Annotated in this window: 24 protein-coding genes; 14 read left to right on the top strand and 10 right to left on the bottom strand. The window is 73.9% G+C overall.

What is annotated here, in order from left to right; genetic code table 11:
* Positions 1–212: 212 nt before the first annotated feature.
* Complete coding sequence (locus ACIG36_RS12580; protein WP_399925944.1) at positions 213–1,745, top strand: hypothetical protein; 1,533 nt, start codon at positions 213–215, stop codon at positions 1,743–1,745.
* A 75-nt stretch (positions 1,746–1,820) separates the two neighbouring features.
* On the opposite strand, the gene ACIG36_RS12575 is transcribed toward ACIG36_RS12580, so the two are convergent.
* Positions 1,821–3,314 carry a PP2C family protein-serine/threonine phosphatase gene (locus ACIG36_RS12575; RefSeq protein WP_399925942.1) on the bottom strand — a complete coding sequence of 498 codons (1,494 nt, stop codon included), beginning with the start codon at positions 3,312–3,314 and terminating at the stop codon, positions 1,821–1,823.
* Between the two features lie 332 nt (positions 3,315–3,646).
* On the opposite strand from ACIG36_RS12575, the gene ACIG36_RS12570 reads away from it, so the two are divergent.
* From ACIG36_RS12570 to ACIG36_RS12540, 7 genes are all read left to right on the top strand, one after another.
* Positions 3,647–5,074 carry a HEAT repeat domain-containing protein gene (locus ACIG36_RS12570; protein ID WP_399925940.1) on the top strand — a complete coding sequence of 476 codons (1,428 nt, stop codon included), beginning with the start codon at positions 3,647–3,649 and terminating at the stop codon, positions 5,072–5,074.
* A gap of 128 nt (positions 5,075–5,202) precedes the next feature.
* Positions 5,203–5,772: a hypothetical protein gene (locus tag ACIG36_RS12565; protein ID WP_399925938.1), complete on the top strand. Its 570-nt coding sequence runs from the start codon at positions 5,203–5,205 to the stop codon at positions 5,770–5,772.
* A gap of 72 nt (positions 5,773–5,844) precedes the next feature.
* A complete protein-coding gene (locus ACIG36_RS12560) occupies positions 5,845–6,258 on the top strand; it encodes a hypothetical protein (protein ID WP_399925936.1) in 414 nt (137 codons plus the stop codon).
* A gap of 144 nt (positions 6,259–6,402) precedes the next feature.
* Complete coding sequence (locus ACIG36_RS12555; protein WP_399925934.1) at positions 6,403–7,599, top strand: PLP-dependent cysteine synthase family protein; 1,197 nt, start codon at positions 6,403–6,405, stop codon at positions 7,597–7,599.
* A 62-nt stretch (positions 7,600–7,661) separates the two neighbouring features.
* Positions 7,662–8,903 carry an MFS transporter gene (locus tag ACIG36_RS12550; RefSeq protein ID WP_399926450.1) on the top strand — a complete coding sequence of 414 codons (1,242 nt, stop codon included), beginning with the start codon at positions 7,662–7,664 and terminating at the stop codon, positions 8,901–8,903.
* A complete protein-coding gene (locus tag ACIG36_RS12545) occupies positions 8,900–9,097 on the top strand; it encodes a DUF5302 domain-containing protein (RefSeq protein ID WP_399925932.1) in 198 nt (65 codons plus the stop codon). The genes ACIG36_RS12550 and ACIG36_RS12545 overlap by 4 nt, the downstream gene beginning before the upstream one ends.
* A 144-nt stretch (positions 9,098–9,241) precedes the next feature.
* Positions 9,242–9,676, top strand: coding sequence for a hypothetical protein (locus tag ACIG36_RS12540; RefSeq protein WP_399925930.1), 435 nt, complete (start codon positions 9,242–9,244; stop codon positions 9,674–9,676).
* 30 nt (positions 9,677–9,706) lie between these two features.
* Here the strand turns inward: ACIG36_RS12540 and ACIG36_RS12535 are convergent, their stop codons facing one another.
* The 5 genes from ACIG36_RS12535 to ACIG36_RS12515 form a co-directional block, all read right to left on the bottom strand.
* On the bottom strand, positions 9,707–10,612 hold the full coding sequence (locus tag ACIG36_RS12535; protein WP_399925928.1) for a hypothetical protein: 906 nt from the start codon (positions 10,610–10,612) through the stop codon (positions 9,707–9,709).
* A gap of 74 nt (positions 10,613–10,686) precedes the next feature.
* Entirely contained in the window at positions 10,687–11,016 is a 330-nt protein-coding gene (locus ACIG36_RS12530; RefSeq protein ID WP_399925926.1) for a DUF6233 domain-containing protein, read from the bottom strand.
* Between the two features lie 285 nt (positions 11,017–11,301).
* Positions 11,302–11,436 carry a DUF6126 family protein gene (locus ACIG36_RS12525; protein ID WP_399925924.1) on the bottom strand — a complete coding sequence of 45 codons (135 nt, stop codon included), beginning with the start codon at positions 11,434–11,436 and terminating at the stop codon, positions 11,302–11,304.
* Positions 11,436–11,780, bottom strand: coding sequence for an ArsR/SmtB family transcription factor (locus ACIG36_RS12520; RefSeq protein ID WP_399925922.1), 345 nt, complete (start codon positions 11,778–11,780; stop codon positions 11,436–11,438). Before ACIG36_RS12520 ends, ACIG36_RS12525 begins: the two co-directional genes overlap by 1 nt.
* Positions 11,781–11,785: 5 nt before the next feature.
* On the bottom strand, positions 11,786–11,983 hold the full coding sequence (locus tag ACIG36_RS12515) for a hypothetical protein (RefSeq protein WP_399925920.1): 198 nt from the start codon (positions 11,981–11,983) through the stop codon (positions 11,786–11,788).
* A gap of 398 nt (positions 11,984–12,381) precedes the next feature.
* Here ACIG36_RS12515 and ACIG36_RS12510 point away from each other — a divergent pair, with 398 nt between their 5' ends.
* Complete coding sequence (locus ACIG36_RS12510) at positions 12,382–14,214, top strand: glycosyltransferase family 2 protein (protein ID WP_399926448.1); 1,833 nt, start codon at positions 12,382–12,384, stop codon at positions 14,212–14,214.
* A gap of 19 nt (positions 14,215–14,233) precedes the next feature.
* On the top strand, positions 14,234–16,177 hold the full coding sequence (locus ACIG36_RS12505) for a galactose oxidase-like domain-containing protein (RefSeq protein WP_399926445.1): 1,944 nt from the start codon (positions 14,234–14,236) through the stop codon (positions 16,175–16,177).
* Positions 16,178–16,194: 17 nt separating this feature from the next.
* On the opposite strand, the gene ACIG36_RS12500 is transcribed toward ACIG36_RS12505, so the two are convergent.
* Together ACIG36_RS12500 and ACIG36_RS12495 are read right to left on the bottom strand one after the other, a co-directional pair.
* The gene (locus ACIG36_RS12500; protein ID WP_399925918.1) at positions 16,195–17,421 is read right to left on the bottom strand and encodes a glycoside hydrolase family 6 protein; all 1,227 of its coding nucleotides are present in this window, start codon (positions 17,419–17,421) and stop codon (positions 16,195–16,197) included.
* Positions 17,422–17,581: 160 nt separating this feature from the next.
* Positions 17,582–18,646 carry an ATP-dependent DNA ligase gene (locus tag ACIG36_RS12495; RefSeq protein ID WP_399925916.1) on the bottom strand — a complete coding sequence of 355 codons (1,065 nt, stop codon included), beginning with the start codon at positions 18,644–18,646 and terminating at the stop codon, positions 17,582–17,584.
* A 78-nt stretch (positions 18,647–18,724) separates the two neighbouring features.
* Between ACIG36_RS12495 and ligD the strand changes: the two genes are divergently transcribed.
* Positions 18,725–19,738: a non-homologous end-joining DNA ligase gene (ligD, locus tag ACIG36_RS12490; protein ID WP_399925914.1), complete on the top strand. Its 1,014-nt coding sequence runs from the start codon at positions 18,725–18,727 to the stop codon at positions 19,736–19,738.
* Positions 19,739–19,813: 75 nt separating this feature from the next.
* Positions 19,814–20,212: an SH3 domain-containing protein gene (locus tag ACIG36_RS12485; protein ID WP_399925912.1), complete on the top strand. Its 399-nt coding sequence runs from the start codon at positions 19,814–19,816 to the stop codon at positions 20,210–20,212.
* Between the two features lie 64 nt (positions 20,213–20,276).
* Here the strand turns inward: ACIG36_RS12485 and ACIG36_RS12480 are convergent, their stop codons facing one another.
* Complete coding sequence (locus tag ACIG36_RS12480) at positions 20,277–21,452, bottom strand: CapA family protein (protein ID WP_399925910.1); 1,176 nt, start codon at positions 21,450–21,452, stop codon at positions 20,277–20,279.
* Positions 21,453–21,646: 194 nt separating this feature from the next.
* Between ACIG36_RS12480 and ACIG36_RS12475 the strand changes: the two genes are divergently transcribed.
* The gene (locus ACIG36_RS12475; RefSeq protein ID WP_399925908.1) at positions 21,647–22,873 is read left to right on the top strand and encodes a hypothetical protein; all 1,227 of its coding nucleotides are present in this window, start codon (positions 21,647–21,649) and stop codon (positions 22,871–22,873) included.
* A 16-nt stretch (positions 22,874–22,889) separates the two neighbouring features.
* Here the strand turns inward: ACIG36_RS12475 and ACIG36_RS12470 are convergent, their stop codons facing one another.
* Positions 22,890–23,915, bottom strand: a complete 1,026-nt coding sequence (locus ACIG36_RS12470) for a DUF6528 family protein (protein ID WP_399925906.1) — start codon at positions 23,913–23,915, stop codon at positions 22,890–22,892.
* Positions 23,916–24,115: 200 nt separating this feature from the next.
* Here ACIG36_RS12470 and ACIG36_RS12465 point away from each other — a divergent pair, with 200 nt between their 5' ends.
* A complete protein-coding gene (locus ACIG36_RS12465; protein WP_399925904.1) occupies positions 24,116–25,333 on the top strand; it encodes a cytochrome P450 in 1,218 nt (405 codons plus the stop codon).
* Positions 25,334–25,341 lie beyond the last annotated feature (8 nt).

The following is a 25,341-nucleotide window of genomic DNA, read 5'->3' as shown; positions in this document are numbered from 1 at the left end:
CGGCGAATTGCTGCGCTCCCCCGTCCCCCGGGCCGTGTGCACCCTGGGGAATGCGGTCGGGCTGCCGGGTGGCCGGGGTTGCGCGTTCCTACATCACACCCGCCCGCGGGTGGCACACCATGTGGCGCACCCTGGCGAACCCTGGCGAATACTCGCTTGGCCCATGACGGCCCGAGTACCTTCAAGTCAGCCGAGGAACCTGGGGGCTTGACGTGACGAGGGAACCCAACACCCGCCTTGCGGACCTGTTCGGCCTGGCCGGCTGGTCCAAGGGCGAGCTCGCGAGGCTTGTGAACCGGCAGGCGGCGGTCATGGGACATCCGCAGCTGGCGACCGACACCTCGCGGGTGCGGCGTTGGATCGACATGGGGGAGTCCCCGCGAGATCCCGTGCCCAGGGTGCTGGCCGCCCTCTTCACCGAGCGACTCGGCCGTGTCGTGACCATTGAGGACCTCGGGTTCGGCCGGCGCGGGCGGGCAGGCAGGAAGGGGCAGTCCCCGGACGGGCTGCCGTGGCCGCCCGAGCGGACCGCCGCGGTCCTCACCGAATTCACGGGAATGGACCTCATGCTCAACCGACGCGGCTTGGTGGGCGCGGGCGCCGCGCTCGCCGCAGGCTCAGCAATCACGGGCGCGATGCACGACTGGCTGCACACAGATCCGGTCCTCGCCTCCGACGCCCCGAACTTCGACGACCCCCTGGGGGGCAAGACGGCCTACGCCGACCCCGCGGGCTACGACCGCTACGAGGCGACCCCGGTGGGCTCCCTCGAGATCGACGCGCTGGAGCGCTCGGTCGAGGTCTTCCGCCTCTGGGACGCCTCCCGGGGCGGCGGGCTGCAGCGCAAGGCGGTGGTGGGCCAGCTCAACGAGGTGGGGGGCATGCTCTCCTACCGCCACCCGGAACACCTCCAGCGCAGGCTGTGGGGGGTGGCCGCGAACCTCGCGGTGCTCGCCGGGTGGATGTCGCACGACGTGGGCCTGGAGCCCACCGCGCAGAAGTACTTCGTCATCGCCGCGCACGCGGCCCGCGAGGGCGGCGACCGGCCCCGGGCGGGGGAGGCGCTCTCGCGCGCCGCCCGCCAGATGGTCCACCTCGGCCGCCCGGACGACGCCCTGGACCTGATGAAGCTCGCCAAGTCCGGGGCCGGCGACGGCACCCTGCCGCGCACCCGGGCCATGCTCTACACCATCGAGGCCTGGGCACAGGCGTCCATGGGCCGGGGCCAGGCCATGCGGCGGACCCTGGGCGAGGCCGAGGAGCTGTTCGTCTCCGACAAGACCGACGTCCCGCCGCCGAGCTGGATGCAGATGTTCGACGAGGCGGACCTGTACGGGATGCAGGCGCTGGCCTACCGCACGCTCGCGGAGCACGACCCGTCCGCGGCGCCCGTCGCCCAGCGGCACGCCAAGCGGGCGATGGAGCTGCGCGGCGACCAGCACAAGCGGTCGATGCTCTTCGACTACATCTCCATGGCCTCCGCGTGCTTCATCGGCAACGACCCCGAGCAGGCGGACACCTTCGCCCGCATGGCGCTGAACTCGATCGGCGAGATGTCCTCGCACCGCACCTGGGACCGGCTGCGCGAGATGTACCGGCTCACGGGGAAGTACGCGGACTACCCGCGGATCGAGCACCTGAGGGAGGACATCCAGCAGGCGCTGCCCAAGGGTCCGCGCCCCAGGGGGGCCAAGGGCGGGGGAGTCAAGGGCGCCGGGGGTGGCCCCGGCACCGCGACGGCGTGAGAAGCCGCCGGTCCGGACGACCGGGGGCGGGCGCCGTCGGCTCTGCCGCCACGCGTCCCGCTACGGGCGGTACTCCTACGAGCCGGTGTGCGGGCCGACGCGGGCGATCAGCACGCACGCGTCGTCCTCGCGCTCCTTGCCGCCGAACTCCTCCAGTACGGCCCGCAGGCACTCCTGCGCGCTGCCCGCCGCCGCGAAGCGCGGGGCGAGCGCCGGCAGGCGGGTGTCCGAGGGCCGGGCCGCCAGCCCCTCCGTGTGCAGGACGAGCACGTCACCGGGGCGCAGGCGCTCCTCGGCCTGCTCGTACGCGGCGCCGGCGACCGCGCCGAGCAGCACGCCCTTGGGCGGCCGCAGGGCGCGCCCCGTCCCGTCGCGGAAGAGCAGCGGGGCGGGGTGGCCGGCCTGGGCCCAGGTGAGGGTGCGGGTGGCCGGGTCGTACCGGCCGCACACCGCGCTGCCCAGGGCGGGCTGGGCGGAGGCGTCGAGGAGGTGGTTGAGCCAGCCCATCAGGGGGCCGGGCGCGGATCCCGAGACGGCCATGCCGCGGACGGCCCCGAGCAGCATGGCCATGGCGGAGGTGGCGGTCACGCCATGGCCGGTGAGCCCGCCCACGGTCAGCAGGGTCCGCCCGCCGGGCAGCTCCATCGCGTCGAACCAGTCGCCGCCGATCAGGGTGCTCGTCGCCGAGGGGAGGTAGTGCCCGGCCAGGTCGAGGCCGGCGTCGCGGGGCGGGGCGTCCGGTGCGCACCCTGCCTGTCGCGGGAGCCGCAGGGAGCCGCGCCACGGTGGCAGCACGGCTTCCTGCAGCTCGACCGCGAGCCGGTGCTCGGTCTGCGCGATGTGCCGCTGCCGGTGCGCCGAGTCACGGGTCTCGTGCACCTCCCGCTGGCTTCTGCGCAGCTCGCTGACGTCCCGCAGCACGGCCCACATGGAGGCCGTGCAGCCATCGGCGTCGAGCACGGGCTCGCCCATCATGTGCACCGTGCGCGTCTCGCCGTCGCCGCGCAGGATGCGGAATTCCCCGTCGACCGGTTTGCCGTCCACCAGGCAGTCGGTGACCATCGCGGTCAGCAGGGAGGTGTCCTCCGGCGGGAGCCAGGAGGGGAGCTCGTCGAGGGTGAGGGCGCCGTCCTCGGGGCGGCGGCCGAAGAGCTCGAAGAGCTCGTCGGACCAGGTGACCTCGTCGGTGAGGAAGTTCCACTCGGCGCTGCCGACCCGGCCCGCCGGGGCCGCGCTCGCGGGCTCCGGCGCCCGTTCCGCGGTCAGGGTGGCGGTCCCGCCGGTGGCCCGGTCGGTCATGGCGGGGTAGTCGGCGGGCTGGACGGGCAGCCCCTCGCGCAGCTGGCCCAGGTGCTCGCCGAGCGTGTCCGCGTGGTGGGCGGCCAGCTCGCACAGGGCGCGCTGCCAGCGCAGCCGGGGATCCCCGGAGCGTTCCGCGTCGGCCGCGGTCTCGCGCCGCACCGCGTCGATGCCGCCTTTGAGCCGTCGCGTCTGGCTGATCAGCGCGTCGACGGATCCGTTCTCGGGCAGCTCGGCGGTTGGACGGTCCGCTGACTGTGGGGACGGCATCACGTACTCCGATACACGCGGGGCGCGGCCTGCTCCGGGGTCCTGTGGAACGGCCGGGTGGGGACTGCTGTGACGACTCTCGCACAGGGAGCGAGGGCCTGTAAGCGCTTTGGCACTATCCGATTCGGGGGTGCTGGCGGCATATGCCGATGGCACTAGTGCGACATATCCGACAGCGCTCCCCGGAATGCTCTACTCCGGGTAGGCTGCGGGCGCTCGGACCGACCCGAGTTTCCACAGTTCACCAGGCATAGCACAGGTGGACACCGGCAAGAATGGCGGACGACGGAAATCCCGTTGCCAGCCGACTCCCCGCACCGGATGCTGACCCCATGTTCGATCCAGACATAGCGCCCAGCGGCACCCTGCTCGGCCTCCTCCAGCGAGGCCGCGGCGACGGGACGCTGCATGCCCTCGCCGCGCCGCGCGCCGAGGCGCTCGCGGCGCTGAACCACTGCGTGCTCCGCGACCCCCGGCGGGACTGGCAGGTCGAGAACCGCTCGCTCTACTACGCGCGCCTGTATCTGGACCTCGACGGCGGGCTCGACGAGATCGAACAGCATCTCTTCCACCCGGACGACCTCCTCGACACCGCCGAGGAGCGCACCGGCCTGGCCCTCGCCGTCCTCGGCCACCTCGCCTCCTACGGCCGCGACGACGCCCTGACCCTGCTGCGCCGCTACGCCGGCACCGGCGCCAACTGGGCCTGGGCCCTCGACGAGCTGGCCCTGCGCGACGACGACGCGGGCCTGACGGCCCTCGCCGAGAGGGTCCTCGCCCGCTTCCCGTTCACCCCCGAGGGTGAAGCCGCACTCGCCGCCGCCGTACGCGACGCCTTCGAGCCCCGGCCCTGGCGGCTGTGGGCGGAGGACCCGCACGCCCCCGCCACCGCGGCCCGCGTCCGCGCCGCCCAGGAGCAGGGCTCCTTCGACCGCTGGCAGCGCCAGCTGCGCCCCACCGGCCCCCGGCCGGGCTGGAGCGTGCGCGAGGTCCTCGAGTGGGCCCAGCAGGGCCTCGACCAGTACCCCGCCCAACTGCGCCACATCCCCGCCACCCGCTGCCTCACCGCGGTCGCCGGCCCCGAGGACCGCGGAGAGATCATCGAGGCCGCGGCCTTCGGCGCCGAGGCCGCCCGCGCCACCGCGCTGCGCTACCTCGCCGAGCACCACGACCCGCAGGCCCTCGACCTCATCGAGACCGCCGCCGCCGACTCCGGCGAGCTCGTCGCGGAGGCCGCCGTCACCGCCTTCGAGCGGATGCGCAGCACCGCAGCCCTCGAGCGCGCCCGCGTGTGGATCCACCGCACCGACGCCCTCGGCGCCGCGGCCGCCGGCATGCTGGCCTGCCGGGGCGGCCCGTACGACTCCGCGCTCGTCCTCGCCGCCCTGCGCCGGACCGTCCGGGCCACGGGCTGCGACGCGCCCGTCCTGTGGGACCTCGTCGACGGCGCGGGCCGGATGGCGATCACCTGCGCGGCGCCCGTCCTGCGGCACGTCTACCGCGAGACCTCCTCCTCCCACCTGCGCGGGCGCGCCGCCCGTGCCCTCGCGGCGACGGACCCCTCGTTCGCGGCGGGCTTCGCCGTCGAGTGCCTGTGGGACTGCGAGGAGTCCACCCGGGAGCTCGCCGCCCGGCACGCCACGACCGCCGACGCCCGCGTCGAGGCCCGGCTGCGCCGCCTGGCCGCCGACCCGGCCGAGGAGGCCGAGGTCCAGACGGCCGTCCGCAGCCGCTTCGAGCCGGACGCGCCGGCGGTGTGAGCCCCCGCGGATGATGCTCGGCACCGGATGATGCTCGGCACCGGATGATGCTCGGCACCGGATGATCCTCAGGACCGGATGATCTTTAGGATGTCGGGGCCCGTTCCCCGACGTCCTGAAGGAGTGCCGTGTCCGACCGGCGCACGTCCATACCCGTCCCCTCGGCCTCCCGGACCTCCCGCAGGGCGCTGCTCGCCGCCGTGGCCGGGCTCGCCCTGCAGCCGGTGTCCGCCGCCGTCGCGGCGCCCCGCGCGACGGCCGCACCCCCCGCGACGCCGGTGCGCGTCACCGAGGGGCAGGTCGCCGAGGCGGCGCCGGGCCGCGCGATCCTCTACCCCTCGGTGACCAGCTGCCTGACCGTCACCCTCCGGCTGTGCGGCGGCGCCAAGGTCGGCGCCCACGCCAGCCTGTTCCAGGTGCCCGGCGAGTACCGCTCCGACCGCATCCTGGCCGCCGCCCGGAGCCTGGCCGGGACGCGCCGCGTGCGCGCCGTCGAGGTCAGGGGAGCCGTCGGCGCCTGGCACCCGGGCTACTTCACCAAGGCCATCGAGAGCTACGGGGAGGGCGAGAGCGTCCCGTACCCGACGCGTCCCGACCCCGAGGGGCTGGCGCGGGCCGTGGCAGCCGGCCTCGGACTGCCGGCGAACGTGCCGGTCACGGTGGCGGACGTACCCGACGGCGATCAGACGGTCGCCTGATCGCGTCCGCTGAACGGACGATTCAACTCCCTTTACCGGGGCCTTATGTGAGGGTGTGCTTACTGTAGATCCATGAGGGCTTGGGTGACGGCGCCGACGCTGCCCCGGGGTCCGCGTTCCGGGTCCTGGGCCCTGTCGGCGTTCCTCGTCGTCCTCGTCGCCCTGGCGCATGTCCTGGCATGTGCCGCGCACGGGCAGGCGGCCCCGGCCGCCGCCCGCGCCTACGCCCTGCCCGCGACGGCACCCCAGAGCCCCGGGCACCACCACGACTCCCCGGTGGAGTGCGAGGAGACCGGCGAGGCCGGTGTGGCCGCCGGCCGCCAGAACCTCCCCGCCCCGGCGCCCACCGGCGAGCTCCTGCCGCTGCCGCCCGCCGCGGTGGACGCCGCCCTGGTGCGGCCTCCGGCGCAATCGCCCTGGGCGGACGCCGGAGGTCCCGAGGAGCCGGGCAGGCTACGGGCGGTGCTGGGAGTCTGGCGCACCTAGGACGGCACGCGCGTGCCCCGGGGCCGAAGGCCGCCGGGGGCACCGCGCCGCGCGCGACCAGAGTCCCCCACCGTTCTTCTCGATCAACGCGGCCCGTCCCCAGCCCCCTTCGCGGGGTCCGTGCGGCCGCGGGAGAGCCACGCGATGACTTCTGTCTGCCCGTCCCCGTCCCCGCTCCTCGCCCCCGCCGTCTCACCGGCGGGCCTCACGGCGGCCGCGGCCCTGCCCGCCCAGACCCCGGCCGGCCTGGTCGGCGACACCCCGCTGCTGTGGATCGGCGAGCCCTTCACGGCACCCGGCCGCGGCTTCTGGGCCAAACTCGAGGGCCGCAACCCCGGCGGCATCAAGGACCGCACCGCCCTGTACATGGTCGCCCGCGCCCGCGAGCGCGGGCGGCTGCTGCCGGGCGCCCCCATCGTGGAGTCCACCTCCGGCACCCTCGGCCTGGGCCTGGCCCTCGCCGGCGTCACCTACGGCCATCCCGTCACCGTCGTCACCGACCCCGGCATGGAGCCGATGATGACCGGCCTGCTGCGGGCCTACGGGGCCGAGGTCCATGTCGTCACCACCCCGCACCCGGTGGGCGGCTGGCAGCAGGCCCGCCGCGAACGCGTGGACGAGCTCCTGGCCGCCCGCCCCGACGCCTGGTGCCCCGACCAGTACCACAACCCCGACAACGTCACCGCCTACCGCACCCTCGCCCACGAACTCGTCGCCCAGCTCGGCCGGATCGACGCCCTCGTCGTGAGCGTGGGCACCGGCGGCCACTCGGCGGGCGTCGCCTCCGTGTTACGCGGCTACTTCCCCGACCTGCGCGTGGTGGGCGTGGACACCACCGGCTCCACCATCTTCGGCCAGCCCGCGGCTCCCCGGCTGATGCGCGGCCTGGGCAGCAGCATCTACCCGCGCAACGTGGACTACTCCCTCTTCGACGAGGTCCACTGGGTCGCCGCCCCCGAGGCCGTGTGGGCGGCCCGCGCCCTGGCCAGATCCCGCTACGCCACGGGCGGCTGGAGCGTGGGGGCGGTCGCCCTGGTCGCCCGGCACCTGGCGGGCACGCTGCCCGCCGAGGCCAGGGTGGCCACCGTCTTCCCCGACGGCCCGCAGCGCTACGTCGGCACGGTCTTCGACGACGACTACTGCCGCCGCCACCGGTTGCTCGGCGGCGCCCCCGCACCCGCCCCCGACCGCATCGACCATCCCGCCGAACGCGTCGTCACCCGCTGGACCGCCTGCGCGACCGTCGTCGACCCGCTCGACGGGGACACCGCGCCCGCCGGGCCCGGTGCGACCGGGCGGCCCGACGCCGGCGAGCACGGCCTCGCGGGAGCGGCCCGGTGACGGCCGCGCCCGCCTCCCTGTGGCGGCAGACCCGCTCGTTCCCGCCCGCCGCCCGGCTGCTGATGGTCAACCAGTTCGCCATCAACCTGGCCTTCTACATGCTCATGCCCTACCTCGCCGCCCACCTCAGCGACGACCTCGGGCTCGCCGCGTGGGCCGTGGGTCTGGTGCTGGGCGTACGCAACCTCTCCCAGCAGGGCATGTTCCTCATCGGCGGCACCCTCGCCGACCGCTACGGCTACAAGGCGCCGATCCTGGCCGGCTGCCTGCTGCGCACGGCCGGGTTCGCCCTGCTGGGCTGGGTGGACGCGCTGCCCGCCCTGATCGCCGCCTCGGCGGCCACCGGCTTCGCGGGCGCGCTGTTCAACCCGGCGGTACGGGCGTACCTGGCCACGGCCGCCGGTGACCGGCGGGTGGATGCCTTCGCGACGTTCAACGTCTACTACCAGGCGGGAATGCTGCTCGGGCCGCTCGTCGGACTCGCCCTGCTGGCAGCCGACTTCCGGCTGGTGTGCACGGTCGCCGCGGCGGTCTTCGCCGCGCTGACCGTGCTGCAGTGGCGGGCCCTGCCCCGGGCGGGCGGAGGCGGCGCGGGCGCGGACGGCCCCGGCGGGGTACTGGCGCAGTGGCGCACGGTCGTCGCCAACCGCCCGTTCCTGCTGTTCTCCGTCGCGATGATCGGATCGTACGTGCTGACCTTCCAGGTCTACCTCGCCCTGCCGCTCGCCGCCGGGGCCGCGCTCGGGGCGGCCGGTACGGAGGTCACCAGCGCGCTGTTCGTCGTCTCGGCGGCGGTGGCCGTCGCCGGGCAGCTGCGGCTGACCGGCTGGGCCAAGCGCCGCTGGACCGCGGGCCAGGCGCTGGTACGGGGGCTGACCGCCATGGGGCTGGGCTTCCTCCCGCTCGCGGCCGTGGGGTTCATCGGCGGCGGCGCGCCTGCCGCTCCGGTCGCGCTCGTGGCGCTGCTGCTGGCCGTGGTGCTGCTGGCCGCGGGCAGCGCGGTGGTCTACCCCTTCGAGATGGACACGGTGGTCACCCTCTCCGGGGACCGGCTGGTCGCCACCCACTACGGGCTCTACAACACCGTCTCCGGGCTCGGCATCACCCTCGGCAACCTCGCGGTGGGGGCGCTGTGGGACTTCGCCCTGCGCCAGGACGCGCTGTGGCTGGTGTGGTGTGCGCTCACCGCCACGGGCGGGGTGTGCGCGGGCGCGGTACTGGCGCTGGCCCGTTCCGGGCGCCTGGCCGCGCCCGGTCTGTGCGAAGCTGTGGCGAACGCGCCTATGACCAGGAGGTTTTCATGACGGACAACACGGCGGGGCCCCAGGCGTCCGAGGACGACGACGATGTGAAGCGCAAATTCCGGGAAGCCCTGGACCGTAAGCGCGGCAAATCGGCCGACGGCAGTGTGAACGGCCAGAACCGCGACGGCTCCAAGATCCACGGCACTCATGGCAAGGCCGGAGGGCAGCGTTCGTTCCGCCGCAAGAGCGGCTGATCGCCTCAACACCGGCGTATCCGGTGCTCACGGGCACCGGATACGCGCCCTGCCGGGGCGGGTCGCGGGTGTGCCGATAATGGAGGCGCCCCGCGGCCCGCGGAGCATCGACAGCAGCCAGAGCACCACACACAGGGGGCGCGGATGAAGAGCGAGCAGCAGCACACCGACCGGTACCGAGGGCGCCTGGCCCGCAGGATGTCCGCGATCGTCGCCCTGACGCTGGGCGCCGCCCTGCTGGCCACGCCCGCCTCGGCCGTGAGCCCGCACCGCCCGGCCGCCGCCGTCCAGCACGCCGGCACCGCCGCCGCCGACGGTGCGCGTGCCGCCGGCACCGGCGTCGTGGCCGCCGATGCCGCGTCGTCGGTCACCGCCTCGTCGCACCACCGCGCCGACGACCACCGGACGCTGGCCAAGGACAAGAAGAACAAGGACAAGAAGAAAAAGAAGAAGGGCTTCTTCAAGAAGCTGGGCGTCGCCCTGCTGATCGCGATGATCCTGGGCACCCTCCTGGTGGTGGCCCTGATCGTGCTGGCGATCTTCCTGATCCGCCGGGCGTTCAAGCGCCGCCGTTCCTGAGCACCGTGCCGACGTGGCCGCCGGGCCGCCTCAGCTCGTCCGCGCCACCCAGGTCAGGGCGAGCCACGGGGTGGTGGCGGCCGCGATCGCCAGCCCCCAGCCCGTGGCGGTGGCGGGGAACCCGATGAGCAGCGGGACGATCAGCCCGGCCCCGCACACCAGCAGGAACACGGCCGGCAGATGCACCCAGGGCTCGAATCGACGCGCGTAGCGCACACTCGCTTCCCGCCGGTGCAGGGCGATGGCGGTGGCCAGCCCGGCCGCGAACCCCAGGATCCAGATGGCCGGCAGCGCCAGGACGCGTCCGGCGAACGAGCCGATGTCGTTGTCCGGGGCCTGACGCACCCCCAGGTCCGGCCGGTCGGGGGCGTACAGCAGCCGGATGGTGCGGCCCTCCTCCGGGCGGCCCCTGGTGTGTACCTCGTCGACGGTGACCGGCTGGGGGCCGGAGCCGAAGTCGACGCTGACCCGGACCGTCGAGGCGTACTCGTCGGTCCCGTCGATCTCCACGCCCGTGGGGTGCGGTTCGCCCAGGATCCGCTCCACGCGCACGTCGTGCGTACCGCTGCCGGCCCGCTCGGCCCTGGCGAGCCATTCCCCGTCCGAGCCGTCGGGCCCCACGCCCTGGCACAGCGCGGCGGCGCTGGTGAGCGCGACGCCGAAGCCCAGTGCCCAGCACAGCGCGCGTGAGCGGCGGGGCTCGGGCCAGGGTTCGTGCCTCCTGCGCCACGCCTTCCTGCGCAGGGCCGCCCGCCGGCGCGCCCGGACCAGCAGGGAGGCGAGGAGCCAGCACAGCGCGCACCCGGCGGTCACCGCGAGCAGCTCCAGCTGGTGGCGCTTGGGCGGGAGTTCACGGAAGGGGACCACGCCGAGCAACATGGTCGCGTATCCCACGAGAAGCGTCGCCCAGCCCGTGAGTCGCGTCCAGATCCGCATGCCGTACTTCCCCCAGCCCACCTAGTTGATCTTGCGGTGGACAAGGGTAGTAGGGGGCGGTTCCGGTCCGCTCGTCAGCCCGCCTGGCTCAGGAACCGCTCCGGCTTGCACGCCTCGCAGAGCTGGACCTCGCGGGTGTCGAACAGTTCGCGCGCCTCGGCGGTGGTCAGGGTCTCCTCGCCCCCCTTCGGCACCCAGCAGCCCAGGTGGTGCAGTTCGGGCAGCGGCCCGCCGGGCCGGGGGTACACCGTGACCGGCCAGATGGCGTCCTCGAAATCGCGCCGCCACTCGCCCCGCAGGCGCTGCAGCACCACTTCGCGCACCCAATCACGAGGGGAATGGCCGACTTCGCGCGCGGCGGTTTCGATCCGGGCGAGTTCGACGTCGGTGAAGAGCTGCTCCATGGGCCGGACAGTAGCAGCGGGAGGGGGCGCGCGACCCCGGTTCCGGACGATCGCGCACGGTGCTGACCTGCGCGTTGACTGCGAACGGGGGAGCGCTCACGAGGCCCCCGGACAGGTGCCGTTCATATGAAGAGCAGCTCCGGGGCCATGGTCGTGACTGGCATAGGACAGGGGTACATACCGACCGGTCATGGCCCTATACCGGATTTCGGGGCGCGTGGCCATTCCGATATCACCTGTCCTCGTGAATAACGGACCGGATGCCGACGGCCGGGCGCCGGACGCCTATTTGGCGTGCGCGCCGAGGTAGAAGAGCAGCCAGATGAAGCCGGCCAGGACATGGCCGAAGACGACGTAGATCAGCACCCGCCAGCCGACGGCCTTCTCCGCGTACTTCTCGTTGTGGGTCTCGTTGTCCATCAGTTCTCCGCCTTGGTCTCCGCGCCGCGCAGCTCGGTCAGGAGCTCCTCTTTCCCGGTCAGTACATGGGTCAGCAGCCGCCGGGCGGCTCCCAGCAACTCGGCGACGTCGCCCCCGGCCAGCGCGTAGACGACGGTGGTGCCCTCGCGGGCGGAGGTGACGATGCCGGAGCGGCGCAGCACGGCGAGCTGCTGCGAGAGGCTGGACGGCTCGATCCCGATCTCGGTGAGGAGGTCGCGCACCGGCATCGGCCCGTCCTGCAGCAGCTCCAGGACGCGGATGCGCACCGGATGCCCGAGCATCCGGAAGAACTCCGCCTTCGCCTGGTAGAGCGGCACCCGCACTCCGATCAACTCCTGCCCTGCCCGTCGTCCCCGTCAGGCGCCGCCTCCGTGGTGACGCCGTGCGCGAGGGCCAGTCGCAGGGCGTCGTCGAGTTCGTCCTCCGCGACCGCCGCCGCGTAGGCGTCCCCGGCTGTCCGCGCCTCCGCCAGCGCGGCCCGCGCGGCGCGCACTCGTTCCCGCATCGCTTCGGCGAACGCACTCACGGTGCCCCCTGGGTGGATCCTCGACTGCCCGCAATCTGGTGAATTGAAGAATTCTGCAATTCTAGGGCAGCGCTGGTCGCCGTGGACCGTGTGGGTGACGCGGGTCGCCCTTCGGGTGTGTTTGTCACATGATCGTAGGTCCATTTTGTTAACTTTTCACCGCTTGTCCCGTGTCCTTGTGTGGCTGGGGGTGTGTGGTGGCGATTTCGGCGAGTGGAGCCCGGGTGACGACGGCCCGTGAGTGCCCTGATCCGGGGGCGCGGGGCGACGGCATCCCCGGCCGGACCCCCGCCGGCCGGACACCGGACGGCGCGCCGGCCGCCGCCCCCCGCGGCCCGGGAGGCAGGGGACGGGGCGGGCGGGGCCCCGACGACCCGGACGGCCCCGGCGGACGGGGAGTGGTCGAACCCACCGGCAGCGGTGGTCCGGGCGGATACGACTACGCGGGCTTCAGCCGACTGGCCGGGGAGCTGACCGACCCGCCCGAGGGCGCCTACCGGGTGCGCTACCGGCGGCTGCTCAGCCGCGGGCCCGGCGGCGGCCCCGGCGTGATGCTGCTGGTGGCCGCCGCGCCCCTGGTCTCCGTGGCGCTCCTGCTCTGGCTGATCTCACCCGAACACTGGCTCTACCGGCCCTACGTCAGCGACTGGGAGCGGTGCGCGGACTCGGTGATGCTGGTCTCCATCGGCCTGATCGAGCTGTTCCGCGTGGTCAACGTCGCCTCCAACGCGCACGCGACCTGGGTGGCCAGGGACCCCGTGCCCGTCCGCGCCCAGCCGGGCACCCGGGTGGCCTTCCTGACGAGCTTCGTGCCGGGCAAGGAGCCACTGTCCATGGTCCGGGCGACTCTCGAGGGCGCGGTGGGCATTGCCCACGACGGACCGCTGGACGTCTGGCTGCTGGACGAGGGCGACGACCCCGAGGTCAGGCGGCTGTGCGAGCGGCTGGGCGTGCGCCACTTCTCCCGCAAGGGCGTCGCCCGCTGGAACCAGCCCTCGGGATGCTTCCGGGCCCGCACCAAGCACGGCAACTACAACGCCTGGCTGGACGCGCACGGCGACGACTACGAGTTCATGGCCTGCGTCGACACCGACCACGTGCCCCTGCCCAACTTCCTCGAGCGCATGCTGGGCTACTTCCGCGACCCCGACGTCGCCTTCGTCGTCGGCCCCCAGGTCTACGGCAACTACACCACCGCCGTCACCAAGGCCGCCGAGAGCCAGCAGTTCCTCTTCCACGCACTGATCCAGCGGGCCGGGAACGCCTACGGCTCGCCCATGTTCGTCGGCACCAGCAATTGCGTCCGCATCAGCGTGCTGCGCCAGATCGGCGGCCTGTTCGACTCGATCACCGAGGACATGGCGACCGGACTGGAGATCCACCGCCGCCGCAACCCCGCCACCGGCCGGCGCTGGAAGTCGGTCTACACCCCCGACGTCCTGGCCGTGGGGGAGGGGCCCTCGTCCTGGACCGACTTCTTCTCCCAGCAGCTGCGCTGGTCGCGCGGCACGTACGAGACGCTGCTGCGGCAGTTCTGGCGGGCCGTGTGGACGCTGCCGCCCGGCCGGCTGATCAACTACGGCTTCATGGTCGCCTACTACCCGATGGCGGCGCTCAACTGGATCCTGGGCGCCCTGACCTGCGCGCTGTTCCTTGGTCTCGGCGCCTCCGGGATCACCGTGGAGTCGTCGCTGTGGCTGATGCTCTACTGCGACGCGGCGGCCCTCCAGGTCGGCCTCTACGTCTGGAACCGGCGGCACAACGTCAGCCCCCACGAGCCGGCCGGCTCCTCCGGGGCCGCCGGGATGGTGATGTCCGCGCTCTCCGCGCCCCTGTACGCACGCTCCCTGAGCGAGGCGCTGCTGCGCCGCCGCTCACGGTTCGTGGTCACACCCAAGGGAGACTCGGCCAGCCCCGACTGCATGGCGACCTTCCGCACCCACCTGGTGTGGGCCGGGGTCTTCGCGCTGTCGCTGCTGTGCTCCTGGGCGCTCGGCCACGCGCACACGGCGATGCGGATCTGGGCCCTGCTGGCCCTGGTCACCGCCCTCGGCCCGCTGGGCGTCTGGCAGGGCGGCCTGTGGTGGGAGCGCCGGGCGGCGGGCACGGGGCTCCCCTCCCCGGTCGGCGTCCCGGCCCTGACCCCGGCGCTCGCCTCAGACCCGGGCCCGGCCGCCCCCGAGCCGCAGGGCGGCGCCTCCCGGCCCGTGGGACAGCGGCGCCCTATGTGATCGATGGGATGTGAGTGCCGTGAAGTATCTGCCGAACGCCAAGACACGCAAGGTGCTGCTGGGCAGCGGATGCGTCCTGGCGCTCCTCGCGGCGAACGGACCGGCGGCCACCGGCTTCGCCGAGCGGGCCTGGCACGACTACGCCGTCAACCAGCCCTCGTACAAGGCACGCTACGGCCACTGGGACGTCGTGGACGTGCCCGCCGGGTTCCGGATCAACGCCATCCACGCCGCCCTGCTGCGCACCGGCAAGGTGCTGCTGATCGCCGGTTCCGGCAACGACGAGAAGAACTTCCGGGCCGGGACGTTCCGCAGCGTGCTGTGGGATCCCGTGCGCAACACCTTCACGACGGTGCCCACCCCCAAGGACATGTTCTGCGCCGGGCACGCCCAACTGCCCGACGGACGGCTGCTGGTGGCCGGAGGCACCGCCCGCTACGAGAAGCTGACCGGCGACGTCGAACGGGCGGGCGGCGCGATGCTGGTGAAGAACGAGAACCCCGACGCCCCCAGGACCTTCCCCGCGGGCACCGTCTTCGTGGGCTCCTCCGGCAAGCGCTACCGCTCCCAGCTGCCGGTGCTGGTGCCCCGCGCCACCAAGGACGTCACCGAGGAGGGCAAGGGCGACGACGAGAAGAAGAAGGTCAGGGTGACGGCCTCCCAGGCCCGGGTGTACGTCGAGGCGGAGACCACGGGGGAGAGCGGCATCACCCACACCGCCGACCAGTACCGCATCCAGGGGCTGACCGGGAAGGACACCCACGACCTCTACGGGCTCGCGGCCAAGCTCGGCCTGGACAAGAAGGACTTCCAGGGCCTGAAGGACGCCTACGAGTTCGACCCGATCGCCGAGCGCTACGTGCCCGTCGACCCCATGTCCGAGGCCCGCTGGTACCCCACCCTGGTGACCCTCGAGGACGGCCGCGTCCTGACCGTCTCCGGCCTCGACGACATGGGCGAGATCATCCCCGGCAAGAACGAGATCTACGACCCCCGCACCCGCACCTGGTCCCCCGGCCCCAACCGCTACTTCCCCACCTACCCCGCCCTCTTCCTCACCGGCGGCGGCCGCCTCTTCTACTCCGGCTCCAACGCCGGCTACGGCCCGGCCGACAAGGGCCGCACACCGGGCCTGTGGAACGTGGAGACCAACTCCTTCGTCCCCGTGCCCGGCCTGCCGCAGCAGGACATGACCGAGACCTCCGCCTCGGTGCTGCTGCCCCCCGCCCAGGACCGCAAGGTGATGATCCTCGGCGGCGGCGGGGTGGGGGAGTCCCACGCCTCCACCCGGCGCACCGCCATCGCCGACCTCGGCGTCCCCTCCCCCCGCTACACCCCCGGCCCCGACCTGCCCCAGGGCACCCGCTACCTCAACGCCGTGCTCACCCCCGACGACAAGGTCTTCACCACCGGCGGCTCGGGCGACTACCGGGGCAAGCGCGGCTCGGACATCCTGCGCGCCCAGTTCTACGACCCCGCCCGCCGCGCCTTCCGCACCGCCGCCGCGCCCACGGTCGGCCGCAACTACCACTCCGAGGCGCTGCTGCTGCCCGACGGGCGGATCGCGGTGTTCGGCTCCAACCCGCTGTTCGCGGACAAGGACGACACCCGCATGGGGGTCTTCGAGCAGCGCATCGAGGTCTACACCCCGCCCTACCTCTACCGCGACCGCCGGCCCACGCTGCGCACCGGCCCCCTCGAGGCGCGGCGCGGCGCGGCCCTGACCGTGCCGGGGGCGGACCCGCGCCAGGTGGCCACGGCCCGGCTGATGCGGCCGAGCGCCGTCACCCACGCCACGGACGTCGAACAGCGGTCCGTCGCGCTGCCGATTGCCGCCCGCAGCGGCACGCTCTCGGTGACGGTCCCGCAGGACCCGTCGCTGGTGCCGGGCGGCTGGTACATGCTCTTCCTCACCGACCGGGCGGGCACGCCGTCCCGGGCGGTGTGGGTGCACGTCCGCTGACGACGGCCGGCCGGCCGTCAGCCGGCCGGTGCGGGGTGCGGCGGCTGCGGGGCGGGCAGCGGCGCCGGCCGCGGTGCGGGTTGCGGTGCGGGTTGGGGTGCGGGCGGTGCGGCCTGGGCCGGAGGGCGCGGCTGCGGGGCAGGCTGTGGTGCGGCCTGCGGGGCAGGCTGTGGTGCCGGCTGCCGTGCGGGCGGTGCGGGTGGCGTGGCCGGGGCCTTGAGCAGGGGCTGACGGCCCGACAGGCCCAGCGCGTACTCCGACCACCAGTGGCCGGCCGGAGGCGCCCCCCGGCAGGAGCCGTCCGACTCACCGGGCCGCTTGACCCACACGAAGGCGTCGACGCGCGGGTCACCGGTGGCCGTGGTCGGCGGCGACCCCAGCGCCCGTCCCGGCGGGTTGCACCACGCCTCGTCCCCGGCGCCCTGGGCGGCCGGGGGCAGCGGACCGTTGCCGTTGCGGCTGGTGTCGATGATGTAGTGGGCGCCGCCCAGCCGGTCGGAGAGCCCGTCGCCGTAGGCACGGGTGACGGGCGTGGTGTGGAAGTTGGAGACGTTCAGCGAGAACCCGTCCGCCTGCCCGATCCCCGCCCGGCGCAGCGCGTCGGCCAGCAGCTCCTGGTCGGAGACCCAGCCCGCGTTGCCGGCGTCGATGTACACCGAGGTGCCGCGCCGGTGCTTGAACGCCCGCACAGCGTCGGCCAGCAGCCCGAGCCGCTCCTCCTTCGCCTCTTGAGGCAGGCAGGTCGCCCACTGGGCGATCGCGTCCGGCTCGAGCACCACCCACGCCCGGCGGTCGCCGATCCCGTCGGCCGCGCGGGCCAGCCAGTCCCGGTAGGCGGCCGCGTCCCGAGCGCCGCCCGAGGAGTACTGGCCGCAGTCGCGGTGCGGGATGTTGTACGCCACCAGCAGGGGGATGCGGCCCGCGCGTTCGGCCTCCTCGGTGACCTGGGCGACCCGCTCGCGGGGGTCGTCGCCGTCACCGGGCATCCACACGGCCGTCGGCTGTTCAGCGATGCGCCGCACCGCCGCCGCGTCCTCCTCCCGGCCCCGCTCCTGCCAGGCCGATGCCTGCTTGGCGGCGCGGGGCCGGGGCTCGGTCCAGAAGGGGGAATCGCCGCCGGTGCCGTTGCCGGAGGCGGGCGCCGCCCCCGCGCCGGGCGCCAGGCACACGGTGCCCGCGCAGGCCAGCGCGAGGGCGCGGCGCCGCGCACCGGGGAGAGGACGGGTCGTTCGGGCGCTGGGCATGAGCGTCACCCTTCCTGCCGGACAACGGTGCTCATACCAGCTTGAGATATGGCAATACGTCAGATCGGTATTTCCCACCTCACCCGGGGAGTCGTTGCTCCGCACGACCCAACCGTGCCCGTCAGCCGGTCCCGGCCGGGGTACGGGCGGCCGGCGCCCGTCAGCCGGTGCCGAGGACGCGCGCCAGGTCGTAGCCGACCGGCTCCTCCAGCTGCGCGTACGTGCACTGCTCCGGCTCCCGGTCCGGGCGCCAGCGGCGGAACTGCGCGGTGTGGCGGAAACGGTCGCCCTGCATGTGGTCGTAGGCGACCTCGACCACCCGCTCCGGCCGCAGCGCGACCCAGGACAGGTCCTTCTTGCCGGTCCAGCGGCTGGGACCGCCCGGCAGCCGGCCCGCGGCCTGGGCCTCGGCGCTGGCCCACTCCTGCCACGGGTGCCCGGTGACGTCCGGCATGCGCAGCGGCTCCAGCTCCGCCATCAGCTCCTGGCGGCGGCGCATGGGGAACGAGGCGCACACCCCCACGTGCTGCAGCCGGCCCGCGTCGTCGTACAGGCCCAGCAGCAGCGAGCCGACGACCGGGCCGCTCTTGTGCGGGCGCAGACCCGCCACGACGCAGTCCGCGGTGCGCTCGTGCTTGACCTTGACCATGACCCGTTCGCCCGGCCGGTACGGCATCCCCGGCGGCTTGGCGATCACCCCGTCCAGGCCCGCGCCCTCGAACTGCTCGAACCAGCCCGTGGCCACGCCCAGGTCCTCGGTGACGGGCGCGACGAACACCGGGTCGCGCACCCCGCGCAGGGCCGAGACGAGCCGTTCCCGGCGCTCGTGCTGGGGCGCGGCCAGCAGCGACTCGTCGCCCAGCGCGAGCAGGTCGAAGGCGATCAGGCTCGCCGGGGTCACCTCGGCCAGATGGCGTACCCGTGAGTCGGCGGGGTGGATGCGCTCGAGCAGGGCGTCGAAGTCCAGACGGCTGCTGCGCACGATGACGATCTCCCCGTCCACGACGCAGCGCTCCGGCAGCTGCGCCAGCAGCGCGGCGACGAGCTCGGGGAAGTAGCGGGTGAGCGGCTTGCCGGTGCGGCTGCCCAGCTCGATCTCGTCGCCGTCGCGGAAGACGATCGCCCGGAAGCCGTCCCACTTGGCCTCGTACTGCATGCCGGGCGGAATGGCCGCCGCGGGCCTGGCGAGCATGGGAGCCACGGGAGGCATCACCGGAAGGTCCATGCTCCGGATTGTGCGGGCGGCCCCGGCCCCCCGCCCGCCGACGGGCGCCGCCCGCCGGGTCCGCCTAGCGTGGCAGGCATGGCAGAGGCACTGGAGCTCACCGTCGGCGAGCGCACGGTACGGCTGTCCAACCCGGACAAGGTCTACTTCCCCGAGCGCGGGTTCACCAAGTACGACCTCGCCCGCTACTACCTGAGCGTGGGGGACGGCATCCTGCGCGCCCTCAGGGACCGGCCGACAACCCTGGAGCGCTATCCCGACGGGGTGACGGGCGAGTCGTTCTTCCAGAAGCGAGCGCCCAAGAACCTCCCCGAGTGGATCCCCACCGGCCGCATCGCCTTCCCCAGCGGCCGGTACGCCGACGAGATCTGCCCCACCGAGACCGCGGCCGTGCTGTGGGCGGCCAACCTGGGGTGCGTCACCTTCCACCCCTGGCCGGTGCGGCGCGACGACACCGACCACCCCGACGAGCTGCGCATCGACCTCGACCCGCAGCCCGGCACGGACTACGCGGACGCCGTGCGGGCCGCGGGGGAACTGCGGGACGTCCTGGAGGGGCTGGGCCTGACCGGCTGGCCCAAGACCTCCGGCGGGCGCGGCCTGCACGTGTTCGTCCCCATCGTCCCCGAGTGGACGTTCGTCCAGGTGCGGCGCGCGGCGATCGCCGTGGCCCGGGAGCTGGAGCGGCGCGCGCCGGAGCGGGTCACCACCGCCTGGTGGAAGGAGGAGCGCGGCGAAAAGATCTTTGTCGACTACAACCAGACCGCCCGCGACCGCACCATCGCCAGCGCCTACTCCGTACGGCCCCGCGCCCACGCGCCTGTCTCCGCGCCGCTGCGCTGGGAGGAGCTGACCAGTGCCGTGCCGGAGGACTTCGACCTGGTGACCATGCCGGCCCGGTTCGCCGAGGTCGGTGACGTGCACGCGGACATGGACGAGCACCCCTGCCGGCTGGACGCCGCGCTGGAACTGGCCGCCCGCGACGAGCGCGAGCACGGCCTCGGCGATCTGCCCTACCCGCCGGAGCACCCCAAGATGAAGGGCGAGCCCAAGCGCGTGCAGCCCAGCAGGGCCAAGAAGGCGGACAGCTGATGGATTAGTGTTTATGACGACATTTCATGTGGAACCGGGTGAATGCGTGATCCACTTCGCATCGAGGGAGTTCCCATGTTCAGTACGCTCGCCGTCCGTTGCGGAAAGGCCTCGGCCGGTGTGTTGGCGGCGGCCGCGCTCGGCGGGTCCCTGCTCGCCGTGGTCCCGGCCCAGGCCGCTCCGCCCGCCCGGCCCTACGGTGCGGTCACCGCCTCCTCGGGCATCAACGAGCGGGTGTTCCCGACCACGGACTCCGCGGTCAAGGGCGTGATCAAGTACCACGCCCAGGTCCCCCTGCGCTGCAAGGCGCGGGCGCAGGACGTGGCGGGCAACGCCATGTGGTACCTGGTCAGGGACCGCAACACCTGGGTCGCGGGGCGCTATGTCGACACCACGGGCGAGATCCCGGTGTGCAGGACCCTCACCCGCGGCGCCCTCGACGACTCGGCGGAGTCGCGCCGGGCCATGGGGTAGGCCGCCGGGGCGCGGCACCCGGACGGTCCGGGCGGGGCCGGACCGTCCGGGTGGCGAAGGCCCGTCAGCCGGTCATGACCAGGCCGTCCTTCGCGGCACCGCGGGAGAGTACCGCGTCGCGGATCCGCTCCCTGGCCTCCGCGAGGTCCGCCCGGCCCGGCTCCCTGACGAGGGTGCGGCCCAGGTCCAGCACCCTGAACGGCCGCCGCAGATCGGTGACCTGGGGAACGAACTCCGCCTTCGTCACCCGCCAGCGCCGCCCGGCCGCGGTGGGCGGGGCGAAGGTGAAGCGGGCGATGGAGCTCTGGTTGCCCCTGGCGTCCTGGTCTCCCTCGGGGTTGTACATCTCGCCCGCGAGCTGGTCGCCCATCCCGTAGACGACCCAGGTGCCGTTGACCTTCTCGTACGCCTGCGGGACATGGTTGTGCGTGCCCAGGATCAGGTCGATGTCGGGGCGGCCGGCGGTGGTGGCGGCCGTCAGCCGCCGGGCGAGCGTCAGCTGCCGCTCGTCCGGCTCGCGCTGCCACTCGGTGCCCCAGTGCAGGCTGACCGCGACGACGTCCGCCCCGGCCTTCCGGGCGGCGCGGGCGTCGGCGACGATGCGGCCGGGGTCGATGAGGTTGACCGTCCAGGGGCGGCCCTCCGGCACGGGGATGTCGTTGGTGCCGTAGGTGTAGGAGAGCTGGGCGACCGTCGCGGGGCCCGCCCGCAGCAGGTTGACCCGGCCGCCCTCGGCGGCCGAGCGGGCCGAGCCGGTGTGGCGCAGGCCGGCCGCGTCCATGGCGTCCAGGGTGCGGCGCACGCCCGTACTCCCGGCGTCCAGGGTGTGGTTGGAGGCCGTCGAGCAGGAGTCGTACCCCGTCTCCTTCAGCGCGCGGGCGACCTGCGGCGGGGAGACGAACATCGGATAGCCGCTGAACGGCCCCTTCTCCTCGCCGTAGATCGTCTCCATATGGCAGATCGCCACGTCGGCGGCGGCCACGACCGGCTGGACGCCCGCCAGCATGGGCCGGAAGTCGTAGGGGCTGCCGGATCGTTCGCCGTCCTCCCGCGCCTGCCGGATGACCGAGTCGTGGGGGAGCACGTCCCCGGTGGCCACCAGGGTGAACCCCATGCGTTCCGGCTTGGCCGGGGCCGCCGCCGGGCGCCGCGGCTCCTCCTCCGGCGGGGCGCAGCCCACCGTCACCAGCGCCAGGACCCCCAGGGCGGCCAGCACGGCCGTGCCCGCGTGCTTCCTCATGTCCGACTCCCGTTTCTCCGCCGAAAAAACGCACGTCTCATATGACTTATATGTGGGTGCATGTCGGATTTCGCGGAGAGGGGGGCCGGAAGTGGTGGAGAAAGCGGCCCCTCCGCCGCCGGACCGGCGCCTAGAGTTGCGTCACGTCACGGAGTCACGTCACGGCACTCGTATCGGCCGGAAGGAAGAGCGCGTTGGACCACGCGACCCATGGTTGTGTCCTGCTGCTGGACGGCACCCCCGACCGGCGGCGGGGCGCCCTGCCGAACCCGACCGCGCACGCCATCGCCGGGTCCGGCCCGCGCGGATTTCTCGCCGCCGCCTCGGCCGACGTGGTGCAGCTGCCCGCCATGGCCGGCCCCCAGAGCGTGCTGGCCTACCTGCAGGACGCCGTCCGGGTGCCCGGACCGCTGCTGATGTGGGTCACCGGCCACCTGATGGTCCCGGCCCGCCGCAGCACCGAGGTCCACCTGGCCCTGCGGGAGAGCACCGCGGCCACCGTCCGCTACACCGGACTGCCCTGGGAATGGCTCACCCGCACCCTGCGCGAGCACGACGGACCCACTCTGCTGCTCGTCGACGCCGAGGCCGACGCCCACGCCTGGCCGCACGTCAGCGCCGCCGTCCACGACGGGAGCCTGGCCGGCGGCCTGGCGGTCAATGGGGTCGTCACCCCCACCCCGGACCGGCCGTCGCCGGAGGCCGGCCCCTACACCCGCGCCTTCCTCACCGCCCTGGCCGTCGGCCACCCCACCGCCGGACCCACCCTCGACCCGGCCCTGCTCCACCAGCTCGCGCTGTCCCAGGCCGCGCTGCCCGAGGGCTCACTGCCCCTGCGGTACGGCGCCACCGGCCCCGTCCTCGCCAACCGCGCGGCCCCGCCGCCCGCGGCCGCCGCCCAGCCCGTCGCCACGGCTCCGGCCGCCGCCACCGCGCCGCCCGCCGGGCCCGCCGGGGCCGAACCGTTGCCGCCCGTGCCCGCGCAGCCCCTGCGGGAGCCCGAGGACGACCCGCTGCCGCGCATCCTCGCCGCCGCCCAGGCCGGCCGGCACAACGAGGCCGCGGCCATGGCGGCCGCCTGGGAACAGCAGACCCTGCGCCGGCACGGCCCGCACAGCCCCGAGGCCGCCCTGTGGGTCGAGGTGCGCGCCGACCTCGCCCGGCTCGCCGGCGACCACCCGCGCGCCGCCGAACTGTGGATGTCGGCCGCCGCCAACCGCCTGGCCCGGGGCGGCACCTCCGACGCCGAGGCGCTGGCCGCGCTGAAGCGGGCCCACTACTGCTGGCAGCACAGCGGGGAACGGGCGCACCGCCTGGCCCCCGCCCTCCTCGCGCTGTGGGAGCAGGTCCCCGACGGCGGCGAGGCCGCCGCCGACGTCCGCGCCCGCCTGCAGGAGGCCCCGCCCACGGTCTCCCGCTAGGCGGAGGACTGGAGGACTAGCCGCCCCGGTCCGGGCTCCACCAGCGGGCCTTGTACATCCCGCCGCGCAACAGCGTCCGCGTCCCGTCGGGCTGATAGAGCACCAGCGTGGAGGTGCACCACGCGCAGGCGTGGCCCGGCTCCGGGCGGGTCACCAGCACCCGCCCGGTGTTCGGGTCGTCGCCGATGCTCTTGACGCCCGGCGCGCTGATCCGGGACCGCAACCGGTAGTCGGCGAACGCCTCCCGCGTCGTCGAGTACTGGTACACCGCCGAACCCGTGGTCACCCACAGCCGTCCCGGCGAGCCCAGCACCGGGGCCAGGTCGTGGCCGCCCCGTGTCGGCAACTCCACCCGGCGGGCCACCGACAGGCCCGGGTCGTCCGCCGGGCCGTGGACCCGCAGCGCGACCAGTTCCCGGCTGCCCAGCGCCCACAGCAGCCGGGTCCGCGGATCCCAGTGCACCCCGTGCGCCCCCGGCAGCGCGTACTGGGCGTGCCGGGTCGCCCGTGAGCCGGCGGAGGCCGCGTACAGCCGCACCCAGCCGCCCGTGCTGGCCGCCACCGCCACATTGCCGTCGGGGAGCAGCTCGATGCTGTGCGTGTTGCCCGTGCCCGTGTCGGCCGCCCAGTACACGTCGCGGTCCGGGTAGCCCACCACGGCGGCCAGCCCGCCGGAGGCGGTGGTCAGCAGGTAGCGCCGGCCGCCGAACCGGCGGAGCTTGACCTCGCTGGGATTGGTCCAGGTCACGCCGGGATCCAGGTCCTCCAGGCTCTCCCGCCCGTCGGCGCTCCACGACCACAGCACCCCGGCCTCGTCGCTGTCGGCGTCCCACTGCCGCCGGGCCGAGTCCAGGACGTACACCGACCGCGTCGCCTGGTCGGCCGCCACGATGTGCGCGTCCGCGGCCGCGAAGGCGCCCGCCGCGTCCCGGCCGCGGGCCTGCGCCGCACCCGGGCCCACCGTCACCAGCGACGCCGTCAGCAGCACCGCCCACAGCCACCTCGCGCCTACCCCCGACAACCAGCCGCTCCCGCTGCCCATACGGAGCAGCATCGGCCGCGCGGGCGCGGGGGCCGCGGTTGCCACGCCCGCCACTCAGCCACTCGGCCGTATCGCCGGGCCGACCATCCGACAAATGGGCTGCAAGGGTGATTTTCCCGTCGTGACCAACTGCCCCGGCGTGTTTGCGGGGAGGTTGAGTCTTGCCGCAGCCGTGCTCCTCACAGGGTGGGTGGACAGCGATGACGACGACCGAATCCGTGTCAGAAGAGTTCCCCGTACGCTTCTGGGACGTAGGAGACCTGCGCGGGCTGGACTTCGACCCCTTCATGGACCGGCAGCTGCGCGAGGAGCCGGTCTCCAGGGTCAAGCTGCCCAACGGCGAGGGGCACGCCTGGTTCGTCACCCGCTACGAGGACGTCAAGTTCGTCACCTCCGACCCCCGCTTCTCCCGGCAGGCCGTGGTCGGACGCCCCATCACCCGGCTCGCCCCGCACTTCATCCCGCTCGACGAGGCGGTGGGCTTCGCCGACCCGCCCGAGCACACCCGGCTGCGCAAGTCGGTGGCCAGATCCTTCACCACCCGCAGCCTCGAGAGGCTGCGCCCGGGGGCCCAGCGCGCCGCCGACGCCCTGCTCGACCAGATGGAGGAGCAGGGCCCGCCCGCCGATCTGATGAAGCACCTGCACGGCCCGCTGCCACTGGCCGTGATCAGCGACCTGATGGGCGTCCCCCCGGTGGACCGGCCGCAGATGGCCAAGTGGACGAACGTCCTGTTGTCCGCCGCCTTCACACGCCAGGCCAGCGAAGAGGCCAAGGAGGCCATGGCCGGCTACTTCACCGACCTGCTGGCGGCCCGCCTGGACAAGCCCCAGGACGACCTGGCCGGCGACCTGGCCGAGGCGACGACCCAGGGCGACCTCAGCACGGAGGAGGCCGTCGCCATTGCCCTGCTGATCCAGGCCAGCGCCGCCCACGCGGTGCGCAACAACAGCGCCAACATGGTCTACGCGCTGCTCACCCACCCCGGCCACCTGGCCAGGCTGCGCGCCGAACCCGCGCTCCTGCCGCAGGCCATCGAGGAACTCCTGCGTTACATCCCGCACCGCAACGCCGTGGGCATCGCCCGCATCGCCACCGAGGACGTCGAGGTCGCCGGCGTGCTGATCCGGGCCGGCGAGGTCGTGCACTCCTCCTACCTCACGGCCAACCGCGACCCCGCCGTCTTCGACAACCCCCACGAGATCGACTTCGACCGAGCGCACAACCCGCACCTCTCCTTCGGTCACGGGCCGCACTTCTGCCTGGGCTCGATGCTGGCCCGGCTGGAGTCCGAGATCATCCTCACCTCGCTCATCGCGCGCTTCCCCAAGCTGCGCCTGGCCGAGCCCGTGGAGGACATCCGGTGGCAGCGCGGCGCGCTCATCCGCGGACCGGAGAACCTGCCCGTCACCTGGTGACCGCCGCC

Source organism: Streptomyces sp. NPDC053048 (assembly GCF_044547045.1).
In the GTDB taxonomy this organism is placed as follows: domain Bacteria; phylum Actinomycetota; class Actinomycetes; order Streptomycetales; family Streptomycetaceae; genus Streptomyces.
This window is presented reverse-complemented; position numbering and strand designations above follow the sequence as displayed.